We start from the raw sequence: 17,929 nt of genomic DNA on the forward strand, positions 1-17,929 counted from the left end.
TACGAGATCACCGCAATCGTGATATGAGTCGTTTTCGTTGCGGATCCGCCAAACGGGGCGGAAGGATGGTTTCATGCCGTCGCAACACGAAGGGCAAGCGCGGGATGCCGATACGGCTCACGCCGAGCACGCTGTGACAAGCGCAGTCGGCGCCGCCTCCGCGCGGCGGTTTCCGATCGTCGGGATCGGTGCGTCCGCCGGGGGTCTCGACGCCTTCAAGGCCTTTCTGGCGCCGCTGCCGGCCGATACCGGCATGGCTTTCATCCTCGTCCAGCATCTCGACCCGCTACATGCCAGCCTGATGGGCGACCTGCTCGCCAGCCATACCCGCATGCCGGTGACGCAGGCCACCGAGGGCACCGTGGTCGAGCCGGACCGCATCTATCTTATCCCGCCGGGCGTCTCGCTCGCCATCGAGGGCGGCAGGCTGCGGCTGACCGAGCCGACCGAACGCCACGGCGCGCGCATGGCCTTCGATTTCTTCCTGCGCTCGCTGGCCGCCGACTGCGGCGAACGCGCCATCGCCGTCGTGCTGTCCGGCACCGGCTCGGACGGCACCGAGGGCATCAAGGCGATCAAGGCCAAGGGCGGCTTCGCCATCGTCCAGGATCCGGCCGACGCCGCCTTCGACGGCATGCCCAAAAGCGCCATCAAGACGCGGCAGGTCGATCTGATCCTGCCGGTGGCGGAGATCCCGGCCGCGCTGGTGGTGCAGGCGGCGCGCGCCAACCTGCGCTCGACCAACGCCAAGACCGGGGAAAAGGCCAGCGGCGACAAGCAGTTCATGGAAATCCTCGAACTGGTGCGGGAGAAGACCGGCCAGGATTTCTCGCTCTACAAGACCGGCACGCTGACCCGGCGCATCGAGCGGCGCATGTCGCTCGCCAGCATCACCGACGCCGCCGCCTATGTCGAGATGCTGCGGGGCGATCCGGGCGAATTGGACAGCCTCGCTCAGGATCTGCTGATCAACGTCACGCAATTCTTCCGCGATGCGACCGCCTTCGAAGTGCTCGCCGCCAACATTATCCCCGAGATGATCGCCGCCCAGCCGCTCGACCGGCCCTTGCGCATCTGGGTGCCCGGCTGCTCGACCGGCGAGGAAGTCTATTCGCTGACCATCCTGTTCCTGGAGGCGATCGGCAAATCCAAGCGCAACGTCAAGCTCCAAGTCTTTGCCTCCGACGTCGATGCGCATTCCGTCGCCTTCGCGCGCGCCGGCGTCTATGGCCGCGAGACCGAGCAGCAGATCAGCCCGGAGCGGCTGGCGCGTTTCTTCTCGCGCGAGGGCGACGGCTTCCGCGCCGTGCGCGACCTGCGCGAGGCCGTGGTCTTCACCGTGCAGGACCTGCTCGCCGACCCGCCCTTCTCGCGGCTCGACATGATCTCCTGCCGCAATGTGCTCATCTACCTGCGCGCCGATGCGCAGGAGCAGATCCTGTCGCTGTTCCACTTCGCCTTGCGCGTCGACGGCGTGCTGTTCCTCGGCCGCTCCGAGACGGTCGGCAAGTTCTCCGACCGCTTCGAGGCGATCAGCAAGAAGCAGCGCATCTACCGCCACATCACCGACAGCCGCCCCGGCGAGGTCGAATTCCCGCCGAGCGGCCCAGCCAGGGAACGCCCAGGGCCGCCGGCCGCCCTCACCATCCGCAAGATGGTGCACCGGACCAATTTCGAGGATCTGGCCTCAAAGCTGCTGCTGAACGCCTTCGCGCCGCCCGCCGTGCTGGTCGACAAGAAATATGAGGCGCTGTTCTATTCCGGCGCCGTCGACCGCTTCCTGCATGTCGTGCCCGGCGAGGCCAATCGCAGCATTCTGGTGATGGCGCGCGACGGCCTCAGGCCAAAGCTGCGCGCCGCGCTCGAAGGCGCCCGCGAGACCAAGCAACTGACCTGGAAGCTGGGCGCGCAGGTGCGCCGCGACGGCGCTGCCTTCGGCGTGAAGATCGCCGTCCAGCCGGTTCCGGCGGAAGGCGTGTTTCTGGTCAGCTTCATCGAGGAGCCCGAGCGCGCGGCCCCGGCCTCCGACGTCCTGCAGGCGCCCGAGGACGCGACCCGCGTCATGCAGCTCGAGCAGGAGCTCGACGAGACCCGCAAGGAGCTCAACGCCGCCATCCGCGACCTGGAAATCTCCAACGAAGACCTGCGCGCCGCCAATGAGGAGGCGCTGTCGACCAATGAGGAGTTCCAGTCCACCAACGAGGAGCTGGAGACCTCCAAGGAGGAATTGCAGTCGCTGAACGAGGAGCTGACCGCCCTCAACGCGCAATTGCAGGAGACGCTGGAGCAGCAGCGCGCCACCGCCGCCGACATGCAGAACATCCTGAACTCGTCGGACGTGGCGACGCTGTTCCTGGATGCCGGCCTCAACATCCGCTTCTTCACGCCGGCGGCGCGCTCGCTGTTCGGCGTCATCAGCGCCGATATCGGCCGCCCGCTCGACGATCTCGCCCAGCGCTTCGACGACGACGCCCTCCTGGCCGACGCCCGCACCGTCTTCGCCAAGGCCGAGCCGATCCGGCGCGAAATCGAAAGCCATGACGGCAATTGGTATATCCGCTCGATCCTGCCCTACCGCATCAACGGCAATGAGGTCGAGGGCGTCGTCATCACCTTCGCCGGCATTTCCGAGATGAAGGCGGCCGAGCAGAAGATCGAGGCGGCCAAGGCCTATGCCGAGGCGATCATCGCCACCATCAAGCAGCCGCTCGTGGTGCTCGACGAGAATCTGCGCATCCTGTCCGCCAGCGCCTCCTTCTTCTCCGTGTTCGGCAATGCCGCGTCCAGCGTCGGCAAGCCATTGACGCTGGGCGGGCAACTGGACCCGGAGGTGCTGGCCGCCTTCGTCGCCCCGGTCAAGATCGGCCAGCACGCTGACGATTTGGAGCTGACGCTGCAACTGCCCAACCTCGGCACCCGCACCATGCGGCTCAGCGCGCGCGAGATCGTCACCAGCGTATCCGACCAGCGGCGTCTGCTGATCTCCATCGACGACGTCACCGACGACAAGGTCAAGGCCGAAGCCCTCGCCGCCGCCAGGGACGAAGCCGAGCGCGCCAATCTGGCCAAATCGCGCTTCCTCGCGGCGGCCAGCCACGATCTGCGCCAGCCCTTGCAGACCATGAACCTGCTGCAGGGGATGCTCGCCGACGGCGTCTCCGACCCGGTCACCTCGAAGCTGATCGACCGGCTCGACAACACCGTCGTGGCGATGTCGAGCCTGCTGGACAAGCTGCTGAACGTGAACCAGCTCGAAGCCGGCGTCGTGCAGCCGCGCTTCACCGATTTCGCCATCAACGACCTGCTCGGCCAGTTGCAGACCGAATTCGAGCTTCACACGCTAAGCCATGGCCTCGACCTGCGCGTCGTGCCGTGCAGCCTGACGGTGCACAGCGATCCGCGCCTGCTCGGCCAGATCCTGCGCAATTTGCTGTCAAACGCCACCAAATACACCAGCGAAGGCAGGGTGCTGATCGGCTGCCGCCGGCGCGGCGCCGATCTGAGCATCGAGGTCTGGGATACCGGCGTTGGCATTCCCGAGACCGAGCTGGGCGCGATCTTCAAGGAATTCCACCAGCTCGACAATCGCGTCGCCAAGCGCTCCAAGGGGCTCGGGCTCGGCCTGTCGATCGTGCAGCGCCTCGCCGATCTGCTCGATGCGCCGGTCAGCGTTCAATCACGCGTCGGACATGGCTCGGTGTTCCGGGTCAAGGTGCCAGTGGTGCCGGGTTCGGCGAGCGCCGGCATGGCGCCGCCGCTGCTCCTGGAACGGGCCAGCCCCGCCCCAGCCGAGCCGGCGCCGGCGCCGGCGGTGATTTCGGAGCGTGCCCATACCATCCTGGTCGTCGAGGACGATGCCGAGGTCCGCAATACGCTGAAACTGCTGCTCGACAGCCGGGGCTGCACCACCTATGCCGCCTATGACGGTGAGCAGGCGCTCGCCATCGCCGCCGAGCGCGGCATGAATCTCGACCTCATCGTCGCCGATTATAATCTGCCCGGCCCCAACGGCCTCGAAGTCGTCGCCCAGATCGAGGAGGCGGCGGGCCGCAAGATCCCCGCCATCCTGCTGACCGGCGACATTTCCGCCGCGACGCTCCTGGACATCGCCGGCAAGGGCCTCGTGCATCTCTACAAGCCGGCCGATGCGCGGACGCTGATCCGCCATATCAACGGCATGCTGGGCGGCCGCAAATCGATGGCGCCGACGATCTTCGTCGTCGACGACGACCGCCAGCTCTGCGAGAGCATCGGCGAGATGCTGGAGACGCATGGCTACCGCGCCGAGACCTACCCGGACGGCGCCGCCTTCCTGGCCTCCTATTCGCCCGACCAGGGCGGCTGCCTGATCGCCGACGTCAGGATGCCCGGCATCGGCGGCCTGCAATTGATCGAGCGGCTGGCCGGCATGAAGCCGGCTCTGCCCGTCATCATGATTACCGGCTATGGCGACGTGTCGATGGCGGTGACGGCGATGAAGGCGGGGGCTTTCGATTTCATCGAAAAGCCGATCCAGCAGAGCGAATTGCTCGCCAGCATCGAGCGGGCCCTGCGCTTCTCGCATGAGGGGTCGCGCGTCTCGACCGAGCGTGTCGTCGCCGCCTCCAAGATCGGCAGCCTGACCGCGCGGCAGCGGCAGATCCTCGACATGGTGCTCGCCGGCGCGCCGAGCAAGAAGATCGCCCAGCAGCTCAACATCAGCCAGCGCACGGTCGACAACCACCGCGCCGCGATCATGCGCAAGTTCGGCGCGCGCTCGGTGTTCGCCCTGTTCCGCGTGGCGCTGGCGGCGGGCGAAGTGGAATAATGGCTCGGCGCGCAATGCCAGCGGTACGATCCGGCCTCTCCTCCCCTCTACTGTCATCCCCCCGAAAGCGGGGATGACAGTGACGCCTACTCCGCCGCCGCCCTGAATGTCTGCGGCGTGTCCTTCAGCATCCGCTTGATCTCCGGCACGCAGGAGCCGCAATTGGTGCCCGCGCGCAGCACCAGCCCGACCGCCTCGGCGCTGTCGGCGCCTTGGGCGATGGCCGCCGCGATCCGCGCCGCGCGCACCTGGAAGCAGACGCAGACGATGCCGCCCTCCCGGTTGACCGCGCCGCTCGCCGGACGCCCGGCGAGGATGGCGCGGCGATCCTCCGGCGTCAGCCGCTGTTTCGACAGCAGCGAGGTCAGCCATTCGCCCGGCGGCTCAGCCGGCTCCGGCGCGACATGGATGGCGGCGATCAGCCGCCCGTCATCGAGGCGCGCCGCGCGGAAAATGCCGAGCCCCGCGTCCTCGAACTCCGCCAAGTCCCCCTGCCCCGCCAGCCCGCGCGCCCATGCGGCCAGTCCCTCCTCCGGCGCCTCCAGCGCGAAACCCGTCAAGAATCCCCCCGCGACCCGCGATGCCGACCAATAGGCGCAGCCATCGGGCCGCAGCATCTCCCGCGACAGGCAATAGCCCCAATGCGACGCCGCCAGCGGCCGGATGTGCGCCGGCGTCGCCTTGGATTCCGGCTGCCCCGACACCGGATCGGTGAGCGGCTGCACCAGCGCGCAGACCCTCGCCGCGCCGCTATTTTCCGCCGACCAATGCATCGGCGCGAACAACGATCCCGGCCGCTGCCCCTCAGCCAGCACCACCCGCAGCGCCACAGCGCCATAGGCCGTCTTCACTTCGGCAAGGCCGCCGCCCGCTAGCCCGAACCGCGCCGCATCCTCGGGATGGATCTCGACGAACGGCTCGGCAATGTGCTGCGACAGGCGCGCGGATTTGCCGGTGCGCGTCATGGTGTGCCACTGGTCGCGGATGCGGCCGGTGTTCAGCACCAGCGGCCAGTCCGCCGACACCGCCGCCGCCAGCCCCGCGCCGCCCGCCGCCACGAACTGCGCCTTGCCGTCCGGCGTGAAGAAGCGGCCATCGGCGAACAGCCGCCGCGTCGGCGCGCCGCCGCGTGGATGCGGCCACTGAAACGGGCGCATCTGCTCGCATTCGGCCTTGGTCATGCATTCGCGCGCGGAAATGTCGAAAGCGCGCTGGCCGTCATTCTCGAAACCCGACAGCGCCGCGTGCTCGCGGAAAATATCGGCCGGGCCGGCATAGGCGAAATCGCCGCCCCAGCCCAGATGCGCGGCGGCCTCGGCGAGGATGCGCCAGTCTGGCCGCGCCTCGCCGGGCAGCGGCAGGAAGGCGCGCTGGCGCGAAATCCGCCGCTCCGAATTGGTGACGGTGCCGTCCTTCTCGCCCCAGGCGGCGGCGGGCAGGCGGATATGGGCAAGCGCCGCCGTGTCGGTCGAGGCGACGTTTTCCGAGATCACGAACAGCTCGAGTTTTGTAAGCGCCGCCCGCGCGCCATCGGCGTCGGGCAGGCTGACGGCGGGATTGGTGCCCATCACCCAGAGCGCCTTGATCTGCCCACGCTGGATCGCCTCGAACATCTGCACCGCCTTCAGCCCCGGCCCGGCGACGAGGTTCGGGGCGTTCCAGAAGCGGCGCACGCGGCTCCGCTCGGCTTCGGAGAAGTCCATATGGGCGGCGAGCATGTTGGCCATGCCGCCCACCTCGCGGCCGCCCATCGCATTGGGCTGGCCGGTCAAGGAGAGCGGGCCGCAGCCGGTCTTGCCGATCCGGCCGGTCGCCAGATGGCAATTGAGGATGGCGTTGACCTTGTCCGTCCCTTGCGCCGACTGGTTGACGCCCTGGCTGTAGCAGGAGACGACGCGCGGCGTCTCCGCCCACCAGCGGTAGAAGCGCTCGATCTCGGCGGCGTCCAGGCCGGTCGCCGCGCTGACGTCACCCGACTGCGCGCGCGCCTCGGCCAGCGCGGTTTCGAACCCGTTCGTATGCGCCTCGATGAACTCCGCGTCGAGCGCACCGTGGTCCGCCAGCCAGACCAGCAGCCCGTTCCACAAGGCGATGTCGGAGCCGGGGGCGATGGAGAGCTGCAGATCCGAGCCCTCGGTGGTCGCCGTGGCGCGCGGGTCGATATTGACGACGCGGGCGCTACGCTCGCGCGCCTTCTGGATGCGCTGATAGAGGATGGGGTGGCACCAGGCGGCGTTCGATCCCGCCAGCACGATCAGATCGGCCACGTCCAAATCCTCATAGCATTGCGGCACCACATCCGCGCCGAAAGCCCGCTTGTGCCCCGCGACGGAGGACGCCATGCACAGCCGCGAATTGGTGTCGACATGCGGCGTGCCGATAAAGCCCTTGGCCAGCTTGTTGGCGACGTAATAGTCCTCGGTCAGCAACTGGCCGGAGAGGTAGAAGGCGATCGCTTCCGGCCCATGCTCCGCCGCGATGCGGCGGAAACCTGCCGCCAATTCCGCGAGCGCCGCGTCCCAGCCGACGCGCGCGCCGCCGATTTCCGGGTGGAGCAGCCGCCCCTCCAGATCGATGGTTTCGCCGAGGGCGGCGCCCTTGACGCAGAGCCGCCCGTAATTGGCCGGATGGGTGACGTCGCCCAGAATGACCGCATTGCCGAGCCCGTCGGGCTTGGCCATCACGCCGCAGCCGACGCCGCAATAGGGACAGGTCGTCTTCACCGGCTTTGTCTCATGGAGCCGCATCAATAGACATCCTGCTGATAGCGACCATCCGCCTTGAGCTTGCCGACAAAAGCCCTGGCCGCCGTCTCGCTCATGCCGCCATGCACGGCGACGGACTCGGCCAGCGCGTTTTCCACATCCTTGGCCATGCGCTTGGCATCGCCGCAGACATAGACATGCGCCCCCTCGCCGAGCCACGCCCAGAGTTTGGCGCCCGCTTCGCGCATCTTGTCCTGCACATAGACCTTGCGCTCGCCGTCGCGCGACCAGGCGGTCGACAGATGCGTCAGCACCCCGTCGACGGCGAATTGGTGGATTTCCTCGCGGTAGAAGAAGTCGCAATGCTCGCGCTGATGGCCGAAGAACAGCCAGTTCCTGCCCGGCGCGGCGGTCGCCTTGCGGTGCCAGAGGAAGGAGCGGAAGGGGGCGATGCCGGTGCCCGGCCCGACCATGATGATCGGCGTCGCGGGATCGGCGGGCAGGCCGAAGCCGTGCGCCTTCTGAATGTAGACTTTGACGCGTGCGCCGGGCGTCAGCCGGTCGGCCAGGAAGGTCGAGGCGACGCCGAGGCGGCCGCGCTCGCCGATGGCATAGCGGACGGCGTCGACAGTCAGCGCGAGCTTGCCGGGCGTCGCCGCCGGGGAAGACGAGATGGAATAGAGGCGCGGTTGAAGCGGCTCGAGGCTTTCCAGGAAGGCTTCCGGGTCGGGATGGACGGGCGCGAATTTCTCCAGCGCCGCCAGCACGTCGAGCGTCGCGGCATCGCCGTCCGGGTCGCCGCCTTGGGCCAGAAGCTTCGCCTTGCGCCTCCGCTCGCCGCCGGTGACGTAGCCCATCAGCTCGAACAGCATGTCGGGGGCGAGGCCGAGCGAATAATCCTCGATCAGCGCGGCGCGCAGCGTTTTGCCGCCGACCGGGAAATCGGCGGGCGCGCGCATGGCGGCGAGCACCGCGTCCGCGAGGGCGGGGTCGTTCTGGGCGAACAGGCCAAAGCTGTCGCCGGGCGCGTAGTCGAGGCCGCAGCCATCGAGGTCGAATTCGACGTGCCGCGCGTCCTTCTCGGAGGTCTCGCCGGTGAGCCGCCGGGCGCCGAGGAAGGTGGCCTCGACGGGGGCTTCACGCGAATAGCCCGGGATCGCGGCGGGTTTCGGCGTTTCCGCCACGACTGCCGCCGGAGCCACACCCCCTGCCTCGGCCAGCAGCGTTTTCAGCATCCGGCTGGTTTCCTTGCCGCCGGGGACGCAGAGATTCTGCCGGGCCTCCTCGCCCTTGAACAGCTTCTCCGCATAGCTCTCGCAGAGATAGCCGCATTGGCCGCAATCCTGCTGCGCCATCGCGGCGAAAAGCTTTCTCGGCAAGGGGCGGTTCTCCGCGAGGGTCATACGCTCGGGCAAAGGCATGGCGGGATCGTGCCAGGGCGCGCCGTCATCGGCCTCGGCTGGTGCGGGGGTAGTTTGCGGCGTCTCAAAGGACAGCAGCCCGGCGAAGAAGCCGTTCAGCCATGCCCGCTGCGCATCCGAAAAGGGCGCCGTCGGCGGGATCAGCGGGGCATCTTGCGGCGGCACGAAGGCTTGCGGCGCTTGGATGGTCATTCAGCGGCCTCCACCGCGTCGAAGAGGGCATTTAGTGCCTCCGGCTCGTGGCGGCGGGTGAAAGCCTGGAAGGATTCCCCGGCGCCCGCGCGTCCGGCCATATAGCCGCGCAGCATTTTTTCGACGAGGCGCGGGCAATCTTCTGCCTTCACATCGTGGAAGACCTCGCGGCCGATCATGGCATCCGGTCCGAAGCCGCCGCCGACCAGCACATGGAAGCCCTCGACGGTGTCGTCGCTGCCTTCCAGCGGCACGCGCGTGGCGAGCAGTCCGATGTCGCCGATATAATGCTGGGCGCAGGAATGGTGGCAGCCGGTCAGGTGGATGTTGACGGGCGCATCCATCGCGACGCGCGGCTCGACCCAATCCGCGATGGCCATTGCCGTGCCTTTGGTGTCGGAGGCGGCGAATTTGCAGCCCTTATTGCCGGTGCAGGCGATAAGCCCGGCGCGCACGCTGGTCGCCTTGGCGGTGAGGCCGATCTCGCGCAGCCGCGCTTCAACGGTCTCGGCATTCTCGGCGCGCACGCCCGAGATCAGCAAGTTTTGCCAGACCGTCAGCCGGATATCGCCGTCGCCGAGCGCGCGGGAAATTTCCGCGATGCCGCGCATCTGGGCCGACGTCATTTTGCCGACCGGCAGCACCACGCCGACCCAGACCAGTCCGTCCTGCGATTGCGGATGCACGCCGACATGCGCCTGCCTATCCTGGCGCGGCGGCGCGATCACCGCCTCATCCGGCAGCCGGGCGAGCTTGCGGCCGAGTTTCTCCTCGACGGCGGCGAGGAATTTCTCAAAGCCCCAGGCGTCGAGCAGATATTTCAGCCGCGCCTTGGTCCGGTTGGTGCGGTCGCCGTGGTCGATATAGACGCGCACGATGGCGTCGGCCACCCTGACGGCCTCGTCCGGCTTGACGTACGCGCCCGTCGGGCGGGCGAAATCCTGATGGCCGGTGATGCCGCCGAGGCCGAGCCGGAACCAGACGCCCGGCTCCGCGCCACCCGTCACCGTGACGGCGGTGAAGGCGATGTCGTTGGTGTCCTCCAGCACGGGGATGATGCCGCCGCCGTCGAAGCCGACATTGAATTTGCGCGGCAGGCCGTAAAGCGTGCGGTTGTTGAGGATGTGGTGATGCCACGCCCGCGCATAAGGGCGCGTGTCGATCAGCTCCTGCGGGTCGATGCCCGCCGTCGGCGCGCCGGTGACATTGCGGATATTGTCCGCGCCCGCGCCCTTGCAGGCAAGGCCGATCTCCGACAGGCGCTCGATCAGCGCGGGGCCCTGCGCCGCTGGGATCTCGCGGATCTGCAGATTGGCCCGGGTCGTCACATGCGCGAAGCCGCCGCCATGGCGCTCGGCGAGATCCGCGACACCGGCGAATTGCCAGTGCTTCAGGATGCCGTTCGGGATGCGCAGCCGGCACATGAAGAAATCTTCGTTCGGCGCGACGTAGAACAAGCCGTGGAAGCGCCAGCGGAAATTATCGACGCCCTTCGGGAATTGCCCGGCCTCCGCCTCCGATTTCAGCCGCGTATAGGCATCGAACGGGTGATCGTCGCGCTTGGCCTTCTCTTCATTGACGAGCTTCTTGCCATCGGCCTCGGTACGCGCCATGGCCTTCAGATGCGGCGCGTCGGGACCGGTCGGCTCAGCGGTGCCGGAGCCCAGCGCGCCGAGCGGCTTCAGCCCTTTCGCGACACGTCCCGCCTGCACGCCGGAGACGAAGCCTTCGAGATAGCGGCGCTGTTCCTCGGAAAAATCCTGTGCGCCCATCATGCGGCCTCCGCATAGGCCTGGCCGAAGGCCAGCATGGCGCGGCGCGCGCCGAGCGGCGCGCCCGAGCGGATCAGGTCGAGATACCAGAAGGAATCGTCGGTATCGCCGTAGAGGATGGCGCCCGCGAGCCGCCCGTCGCGGATGACGAGCTTGCGGTAGGCCGGGATGAGATCGTCGCGCAGGATGATGGCTTCCGCGCCGATGCCTTCGAAGTCGCCCGCCGAGAACACGGGCACGCCGGAGACCTTTAGGTTCGCCGCCGGCACGGACCCCGCATAGTCAACCGCTTCCCCGCAGAGATGCCCGGCAAGCGTCGCCGCCTGCTCATAGGCCGGCTCGACGAGGCCATAGCAGGCGCCGCGATGCTCCGCGCATTCGCCGATGGCGTAGATGCCGGGCCGCGAGGTCGCTAGGCGGTCATCGATCAGGATGCCACGATTGACGGCGAGCCCGGCGCTCTTGCCCAGCCCGGTGCGCGGCCGGACGCCCGCCGCCATGACGACGAGCCCGCATGGCAATTCGCGGCCATCCTTCAGCGTGACGCATGCCACGGCGCCTTGTCCTGAGATGGCGGCGGTCTGCGCCCCGAGCAGCAGTTCGATGCCTTTCGCGCGCAGGGCATCAGCCAGCAACGCCGCCGCTTCGGCGTCGAGCTGACGCTCCATCAGCCGGTCCATGAGGTGGATGAGCGTGACCTTGATGCCCAGCTTGGCCAGCCCGTAAGCCGCCTCGATGCCGAGCAAGCCGCCGCCGATCACCACCGCCGGCGCTCCGGCCCGCGCCGCCGCCAGCATGACCGCGACATCGGCCGCCGTGCGGAACGTCACCACGCCGGGCAGGTTCGCGCCAGGGACCGGCAGCCGGATCGGATCGGAACCGGTCGCCAGCACGCAGGCATCGAAATGGCGCACCAAGCCGCTGGCGCAGGTCACGCTCTTGCCCGCCGGATCGAGTGTCACGACCTCATCGCCCGTCACCAGCTCGATGCCGAGATCGGCATACCATTCGGCCGGGCGCAATTGCACGTCCGCCCAGGCGATCTCGCCCGCCAGCATGGGCGAGAGCAGGATGCGGTTATAGCCCGCCTCCGGCTCCGCCCCGATCACGGTCACCGCGAAGGCATCGACATCGCGCGCGAAAAATTCCTGCAGGAACCGCACGCTCGCCATGCCATTGCCGACGACGACGATGGATTTCGTCATATGCTGCTCACCCTGCCCTGTTCATTCCGCCATCGCCGCCGCGTCATAGGCCTCGGAAATCATGTAGCCGGAGAGGGTCGAATAGGCCCTCGCCCAGGCGGTGGCGGTATCCGGCGTCCACTGATCGCCGAGGCCCTTTTCCAGCGTCCACAGCAGCGCCTCGCCGACCGGGCCGTAATGGTCGGGCTGCACGCCATAGCCGACATGCTTCTTGGCGAGTGCGCTCGCCGCCGGCAGGATCGTCACGAGGTCGCTCAGGCCGCCGACGACATAGCCGAGCGTGCCCATCAGCTTGCGGCCCTGCTCGGTCATGTCGGACTGGAAGAGCGGTTTCACCTCGGGCGCGATCTCGAACAGCCGGCCGTAGAACAGCGCGGCCGCCTGATCGGAGATGGGCTTCACTTGGGCAAAGCTGGACTGGATCAATGCAACGTCATGCGCATTCATGCAGATCTCCTCCTCGGGTCAGGCGGCTTCGACGAAGCCATGGCGCTCATACAGAAATTCCAGCACGCGCTGGCGCGCGCGGATGTAGGCCGGGTCCGCGACCAGCTCGAGGCGCTTCCTCGGGCGCGGCAGATCGACGGTCAGGATCTCGCCGATCTTGGCGGCCGGGCCGTTGGTCATCATGACGATGCGGTCCGAGAGCAGCACGGCCTCGTCGACGTCGTGGGTGATCATGATGACGGTGTTCTGCAACCCGGCATGGATGGCCATGACCTGATCCTGGAGATGGGCGCGGGTCAGCGCGTCGAGCGCGCCGAAGGGCTCGTCCATCAGCAGCACCTTCGGCTCCATCGCCAGGGCGCGCGCGATGCCGACGCGCTGCTTCATGCCGCCGGAGATTTCGGACGGGCGCTTGTCCCTGGCGTGGGCCATCTGCACCAGTTCGAGCTTCTCCATGGTCCACAGATGCCGCTCGGCCCGCGATTTCGTGCGGAAGAACACCTTGTCGACGCCGATGCGGACATTGTCGTAGACGCTGAGCCAGGGCAGCAGGGAGTGGTTCTGAAACACCACGGCGCGGTCGGGGCCGGGCGCGTCGACCACCTTGTTCTCCAGGAACACCACGCCGCTGGTGACGCGGGTCAGCCCCGCGATGAGATTCAGCATCGTGGATTTGCCGCAGCCGGAATGGCCGATGATGGAGACGAATTCGCCCTTCTCGACGGCGAGGTCGACGCCCTTCAGCACGACCGAGCTCTGGCCGCCGCGCTCGAACGCCTTGTCGACCTGTTCCAGTTTCAGAAGCGGTTTTTGCGGGATCATGCTGGTCTCCTCAAACGCCAGGTGCGCCGCGCGCGGCAATCCGTCCGACGAGCGCGACAAGCCGGTCGAGCAGGAAGCCGACGACGCCGATATAGACGAGGGCGACGATGATGTCGGACAGCCGCGAGGAGTTCCACGCGTCCCAGATGAAGAAGCCGATGCCGACGCCGCCGGTCAGCATTTCCGCCGCCACGATGGCGAGCCACGACAGGCCGACGCCGATGCGCAGGCCGGTGAAGATGTAGGGCGCGGCCGACGGCAGCATGATGCGCCAGAAGAATTCGAGCTGGTTGAGGCGCAAGACGGCGGCAACGTTGCGGTAATCCTGCGGGATGTTGCGGATGCCGACGGCGGTGTTGATGATGATCGGCCAGATCGCGGTGATGAAGATGACGAAGATCGCCGAAGGGTTGGCGTCGCGGAAGGCGGCGAGCGAGAGCGGCAGCCAGGCGAGCGGCGGCACGGTGCGCAGCACCTGGAAGATCGGATCGAGCCCGCGCATCGCCCATTGGCTCTGGCCGACCAGCGCGCCGAGCGCGATGCCGGCGATGGCGGCGAGGCCGAAGCCATAGGCGACCCGCTCGAGGCTCACGAGCACGCGCCAGCCGAGGCCGAGGTCCTGCGGGCCGTAATTGAAGAAGGGCGAGACGATCAGATCCTTGCTGTCCGCCCAGATTTTCGTCGGCGACGGCAGGCTGGAATTGGGGGCTGATGTGGCGAGCTGCCAGAAGACCAGCATGAGGAACAGCACGATCAGCGGCGGCACGACGGCGGTCGCTACGGCCTTGGCCTGTTTCAGCGCAGCGCCGGCGAAATCATAGCGCGCGGGCGGCGCGGCCGGGGGGGCCGCGTCTGATGGGAGGGGCACGGAACCGGCGCGCGTCACCTTGACGGCGCCGCGGAGCGCTTCGGCATTGATCAGAGGTCGGGTCATGGCAAGCTCCGTGAAAGGCCGGCCCTCTCCGCCGCTTGGAGAGGGCCGGACGGCCAGGCATCAGACTTCGGCGCGTTTGATGGAGAGCGATTTCAGATAGGCCATGGGATCGGCCGGATCGAACACCTTGCCGTCGAAGAAGGTCTCGGCCCCGCGCGACGTGCCCTCCGGCGCGGCGACACCCAGATCCTTGGCGGCCGCCCGCCAGATGTCCTCGCGGTTGACCTTGTCGACGAGGGCATTGATGTCGGTCTTGGCCTCGAACTTGCCCCAGCGGATATCCTCGGCGACGAACCAGGCATCGTGGCTCTTATAGGGATAGGAGGCAAAGCCCTCCCAGAACTTCATATATTGCTTGGTGCCGGTCTCGACGCGGCCATTGCCGTAATCGTAATCGCCCTTGAGGCGGCCGACGATGTCGGCGACGGGCACGTTGAACCACTGCCGCTTGCCGACGATCTCGGCGAGTTCGGCGCGGTTCTCCATCTTGTCGCACCAGATCTGCGCTTCCATCACGGCGGTGAGGATGGCCTTGGCGGCGTTGGGGTTCTTGTCGACGAAATCGGCGCGCAGGGTCAGCGCCTTTTCCGGATGCTTGGACCAGATCTCGCCGGTGGCGCAGGCGGTGTAGCCGATGCCCTGGTTGACCAACTGGCCATTCCAGGGCTCGCCGACGCAGAAGGCATCCATATTGCCGACCTTCATGTTCGCCACCATCTGCGGCGGCGGCACGACGATGGTCTGCACGTCCTTGTCCGGGTCGATGCCGCCGGCGGCCAGCCAGTAGCGCATCCACAAATCATGCGTGCCGCCGGGGAAGGTGACGGCGACCTTGACCTCCTTGCCCTCGGCCTTCTTCTTGGCGAAAGCGGCCTTCAGCGAGGAGGCATCGACGCTCGCCTTGAGGTCCTGATATTCGTTGGAGACCGAGATCGCCTGCGCGTCGAGATTCAGCCGCGCCAGGATGTACATCGGCGTCGGCACGTTGTTCTGCGTAACCTTGCCGGTCGAGATCAGATAGGGCATGGGCGTCAGGATATGCGCGCCGTCGATGCCGTTCGCCGCGCCGCCGAGCACGAGATTGTCGCGCGTCGCGCCCCAGGAGGCCTGCTTGTTCACCTCGACATCGGGCATGCCGTATTTGGCGAAGAGCTTCTTCTCCTTCGCCACGACGAGCGGGCCCGCATCCATCAGCGCGATATAGCCGAGCACGGCTTTGGTCGTCTCGGGACCGGCCGCCCAGGCGACATGGGCGCCGAAGGGGAAGGCGGTTTTGGCGGCGGCCAGCACGGCGGCGGCGCCGGCGCCCTTCAGCACGGCGCGGCGCGAGGCATGTTTTTTGGTCAGAATGGTCTTCAGATCGCCTGTCACTTTGCTCATCCTTCTCGATCACCCCTGTGGTTGCGCCGGGCATTCCCCGCTGCCGTCGAACATCCCGCGTCCGGACGCTCGGGCTCCGGACAAACAAAAAGCGCCGCGTCGAAAGGCCGGCCTGGAACATGCCCAAGCTCTCCTTCGACTGGCGGCGCTGCCTCAGCGGCCCCTCATCGGGCCGTTATGTTCGATGGGTGCGCTCTCCGGGCCGTCATTGGCCACGCACCGACGGCAGGTTGTATACAAAAAACGTGCCAGTTTCGGTGCGGCTAAATAATATGCTGAAAGCAACGCGCTAGTGGAAGCCGTGCGATCTGACGGAATCGGGGTTGATGGAGTTTTGTGCAGTGCGGAAATTTTTTGCTTAGCAACACGCCATTGGCGATGGGTGGCTATTTTCCGGGCACGCCGAAAGGAAGCCCGCCGCCGAGCCGAATAGGGCCGAGACTGCCGGGTATATCCGATGGCCCTGCAAGGGTCTCGTCCTTGCTATCGGAAAGCGGCGCGGACAGGCCGAGCCGGGCGGCGGCCAGCCGGAAAATGTCGGGCCGGTAGACCTGCCGCGCCACTAAAGCGGGGTCCATATCCGGCTCGATCTGCCGCCAGCGCTCCATCTGCCGGACCATCCATTCCGCGTGCGAAAGCCAGGGGAAATTGGCGGCATAGCGCGAGAAGACGAGGAAATCCGGGTTGGGCCTTGCCGCCTCGCCCTTGGCGCGGACCAGATTGCCGGCCAGCGCGTCGTAAAGCATCGGCTCGGCGACGCCGATGTGGCGCGGCTCGGCCAGCAGATGCGCCGCCTCGACAAAATTGCCGCGATCCTCCAGCCACGCCGCCGCCTTCAGCAGCGCACAGACCAGCGCGATCAGCAAATCCGGTTTTTTCGCCGCCCAATCCTCGCGCACGCCGAGCACCTTTTCCGGGCTGTTCGGCCAGAGGTGGTTCTTCGCCGCGATGATGCGCCCCTGCCCTGCCTCGACCGAGATCCGCCCCCAGGGCGCGCCGACGCAGAAGCCGTCGATGCGGCCTTCGGCGAGACTGTCGGCGATCAAGGGCGGCGGAATGACGACGAGGTTGACGTCATTATCCGGGTCGATGCCGGCCGAGGCGAGCCAGCAGCGCATATCGTAATTATGACAGGAGAACGGATAGACCATGCCCAGCGTCAGCGGGATCGCACCCGCCGCCCGCCGGGCCGTGACGACGCGCGCCAGCGCCCAGGCAGCACGCATTCCGCCCGCATCCGTATCGGCCGGATCGGCGGCGTGCATTTCGGCAAATAGCTCCTCCGAGACCACGATGACATTGCCGTTCAGATTGAGCGCCATCGGCGCGATCACCGGCGTCGGCGGGCGCCCGAGCCCGAGCGTCGATGCGATTGCCATCGGGGCAAGCAGATGCGCGCAATCGAAAATGCCCATCTCGAGCTTGTCGCGGATATTGGCCCAGGACGCTTCCTTATGCAGCCGCAGCGAAAAACCCTGCTCGGTGTCAAAACCCTTCCGCGCCGCGACGACCAGCGGCGCGCAATCGACGAGCGGGATGAAGCCCGCATGGATGATGGGCAGGCCGCCGTCTTCCGTGTCGTCCGGCATGGCCTATTCCTTCAGCAATTCATAAGCGCTGATCAGGCTTTCCGCGACTTCGCCCATGCGCTTGTTCTGGTTCATCGCCGCCCGCCGCAGCAGCGCATAGGCGTCTTCCTCGCTGAGCCCCCTGCTCTTCATCAACAGCGCCTTGGCGCGGTCGATGATCTTGCGCTCCTTCAGCGCGACCTTGGCCGATTCCAACTCCGCCTTCAGCGCGTCGAAGGCGCGGAAACGGGCGATGGTCATGTCGAGGATCGGCTTGACGCGCTCCTTCTTCAGCCCGTCGACGATATAGGCGGAAACGCCCGCATCGATCGCAGCCTCGATGGTGGAACGGTCGCTCTGATCGACGAACATGGCGATCGGCCGCTTGACCGCGCGCGACATCTGGAACATCTGCTCCAGCACGTCGCGGCTCGGATTTTCGAGGTCGATGATGATGATTTCGGGGTCGATGGCGTAGACCTGCTCGATCAGCCCGGTGGTCTTGGTGACCAGCGTGACATTGGCAAAGCCCGCCTCGCGCAAGCCCGCTTCCAGGATCGCGCGCCTCGCCGGGTCCTCGTCGATGACGAGGATGCGCAGGGCCTGATCGGTTTGCAAGCTTTCGGCGGCCAAGGCTTCGCTCTCCATCTTGCCCAAGGGGTCGCGCAGATTGTCC

General features: G+C 67.1%; 11 protein-coding genes. 1 reads left to right on the forward strand and 10 read right to left on the reverse strand.

All coding sequences use genetic code 11. The annotated features are described in order from the left end of the window. Positions 1-73 precede the first annotated feature (73 nt). Complete coding sequence (locus BLEFHOIH_RS18630) at positions 74-4,807, forward strand: chemotaxis protein CheB (RefSeq protein WP_088360689.1); 4,734 nt, start codon at positions 74-76, stop codon at positions 4,805-4,807. Between the two features lie 86 nt (positions 4,808-4,893). Here BLEFHOIH_RS18630 and BLEFHOIH_RS18635 read toward each other — a convergent pair whose 3' ends face one another. The 10 genes from BLEFHOIH_RS18635 to BLEFHOIH_RS18680 form a co-directional block, all read right to left on the reverse strand. Then, a complete protein-coding gene (locus tag BLEFHOIH_RS18635; protein ID WP_088347540.1) occupies positions 4,894-7,554 on the reverse strand; it encodes a nitrate reductase in 2,661 nt (886 codons plus the stop codon). Next, a complete protein-coding gene (locus BLEFHOIH_RS18640; protein ID WP_088347541.1) occupies positions 7,554-9,125 on the reverse strand; it encodes a sulfite reductase subunit alpha in 1,572 nt (523 codons plus the stop codon). Before BLEFHOIH_RS18640 ends, BLEFHOIH_RS18635 begins: the two co-directional genes overlap by 1 nt. After that, positions 9,122-10,897, reverse strand: coding sequence for a NirA family protein (locus tag BLEFHOIH_RS18645; protein ID WP_088347542.1), 1,776 nt, complete (start codon positions 10,895-10,897; stop codon positions 9,122-9,124). Before BLEFHOIH_RS18645 ends, BLEFHOIH_RS18640 begins: the two co-directional genes overlap by 4 nt. Beyond that, a complete protein-coding gene (locus tag BLEFHOIH_RS18650) occupies positions 10,897-12,102 on the reverse strand; it encodes an FAD-dependent oxidoreductase (protein WP_088347543.1) in 1,206 nt (401 codons plus the stop codon). Before BLEFHOIH_RS18650 ends, BLEFHOIH_RS18645 begins: the two co-directional genes overlap by 1 nt. Positions 12,103-12,123: 21 nt before the next feature. Then, positions 12,124-12,549 carry a globin family protein gene (locus BLEFHOIH_RS18655; protein WP_088347544.1) on the reverse strand — a complete coding sequence of 142 codons (426 nt, stop codon included), beginning with the start codon at positions 12,547-12,549 and terminating at the stop codon, positions 12,124-12,126. Positions 12,550-12,567: 18 nt separating this feature from the next. Beyond that, complete coding sequence (locus BLEFHOIH_RS18660; protein ID WP_088347696.1) at positions 12,568-13,371, reverse strand: ABC transporter ATP-binding protein; 804 nt, start codon at positions 13,369-13,371, stop codon at positions 12,568-12,570. Between the two features lie 10 nt (positions 13,372-13,381). Then, positions 13,382-14,305, reverse strand: a complete 924-nt coding sequence (gene ntrB / locus BLEFHOIH_RS18665; protein ID WP_088347545.1) for a nitrate ABC transporter permease — start codon at positions 14,303-14,305, stop codon at positions 13,382-13,384. Positions 14,306-14,365: 60 nt separating this feature from the next. Then, entirely contained in the window at positions 14,366-15,685 is a 1,320-nt protein-coding gene (locus BLEFHOIH_RS18670; protein WP_170937257.1) for a CmpA/NrtA family ABC transporter substrate-binding protein, read from the reverse strand. A 386-nt stretch (positions 15,686-16,071) separates the two neighbouring features. After that, positions 16,072-17,274 carry a CmpA/NrtA family ABC transporter substrate-binding protein gene (locus BLEFHOIH_RS18675; protein ID WP_088347546.1) on the reverse strand — a complete coding sequence of 401 codons (1,203 nt, stop codon included), beginning with the start codon at positions 17,272-17,274 and terminating at the stop codon, positions 16,072-16,074. A 3-nt stretch (positions 17,275-17,277) separates the two neighbouring features. Next, positions 17,278-17,871: an ANTAR domain-containing protein gene (locus BLEFHOIH_RS18680; protein ID WP_088347698.1), complete on the reverse strand. Its 594-nt coding sequence runs from the start codon at positions 17,869-17,871 to the stop codon at positions 17,278-17,280. Positions 17,872-17,929 lie beyond the last annotated feature (58 nt).

The organism is Rhodomicrobium sp. R_RK_3 (assembly GCF_002198715.1).
In the GTDB taxonomy this organism is placed as follows: domain Bacteria; phylum Pseudomonadota; class Alphaproteobacteria; order Rhizobiales; family Rhodomicrobiaceae; genus R-RK-3.

Coding starts and splice junctions, on each gene's coding strand:
- BLEFHOIH_RS18630 (WP_088360689.1), top strand. CDS start 74: ATGCCGTCGCAACACGAAGGGCAAGCGCGGGATGCCGATACGGCTCAC.
- BLEFHOIH_RS18635 (WP_088347540.1), bottom strand. CDS start 7,554: ATGCGGCTCCATGAGACAAAGCCGGTGAAGACGACCTGTCCCTATTGC.
- BLEFHOIH_RS18640 (WP_088347541.1), bottom strand. CDS start 9,125: ATGACCATCCAAGCGCCGCAAGCCTTCGTGCCGCCGCAAGATGCCCCG.
- BLEFHOIH_RS18645 (WP_088347542.1), bottom strand. CDS start 10,897: ATGGGCGCACAGGATTTTTCCGAGGAACAGCGCCGCTATCTCGAAGGC.
- BLEFHOIH_RS18650 (WP_088347543.1), bottom strand. CDS start 12,102: ATGACGAAATCCATCGTCGTCGTCGGCAATGGCATGGCGAGCGTGCGG.
- BLEFHOIH_RS18655 (WP_088347544.1), bottom strand. CDS start 12,549: ATGAATGCGCATGACGTTGCATTGATCCAGTCCAGCTTTGCCCAAGTG.
- BLEFHOIH_RS18660 (WP_088347696.1), bottom strand. CDS start 13,371: ATGATCCCGCAAAAACCGCTTCTGAAACTGGAACAGGTCGACAAGGCG.
- ntrB (WP_088347545.1), bottom strand. CDS start 14,305: ATGACCCGACCTCTGATCAATGCCGAAGCGCTCCGCGGCGCCGTCAAG.
- BLEFHOIH_RS18670 (WP_170937257.1), bottom strand. CDS start 15,685: ATGAGCAAAGTGACAGGCGATCTGAAGACCATTCTGACCAAAAAACAT.
- BLEFHOIH_RS18675 (WP_088347546.1), bottom strand. CDS start 17,274: ATGCCGGACGACACGGAAGACGGCGGCCTGCCCATCATCCATGCGGGC.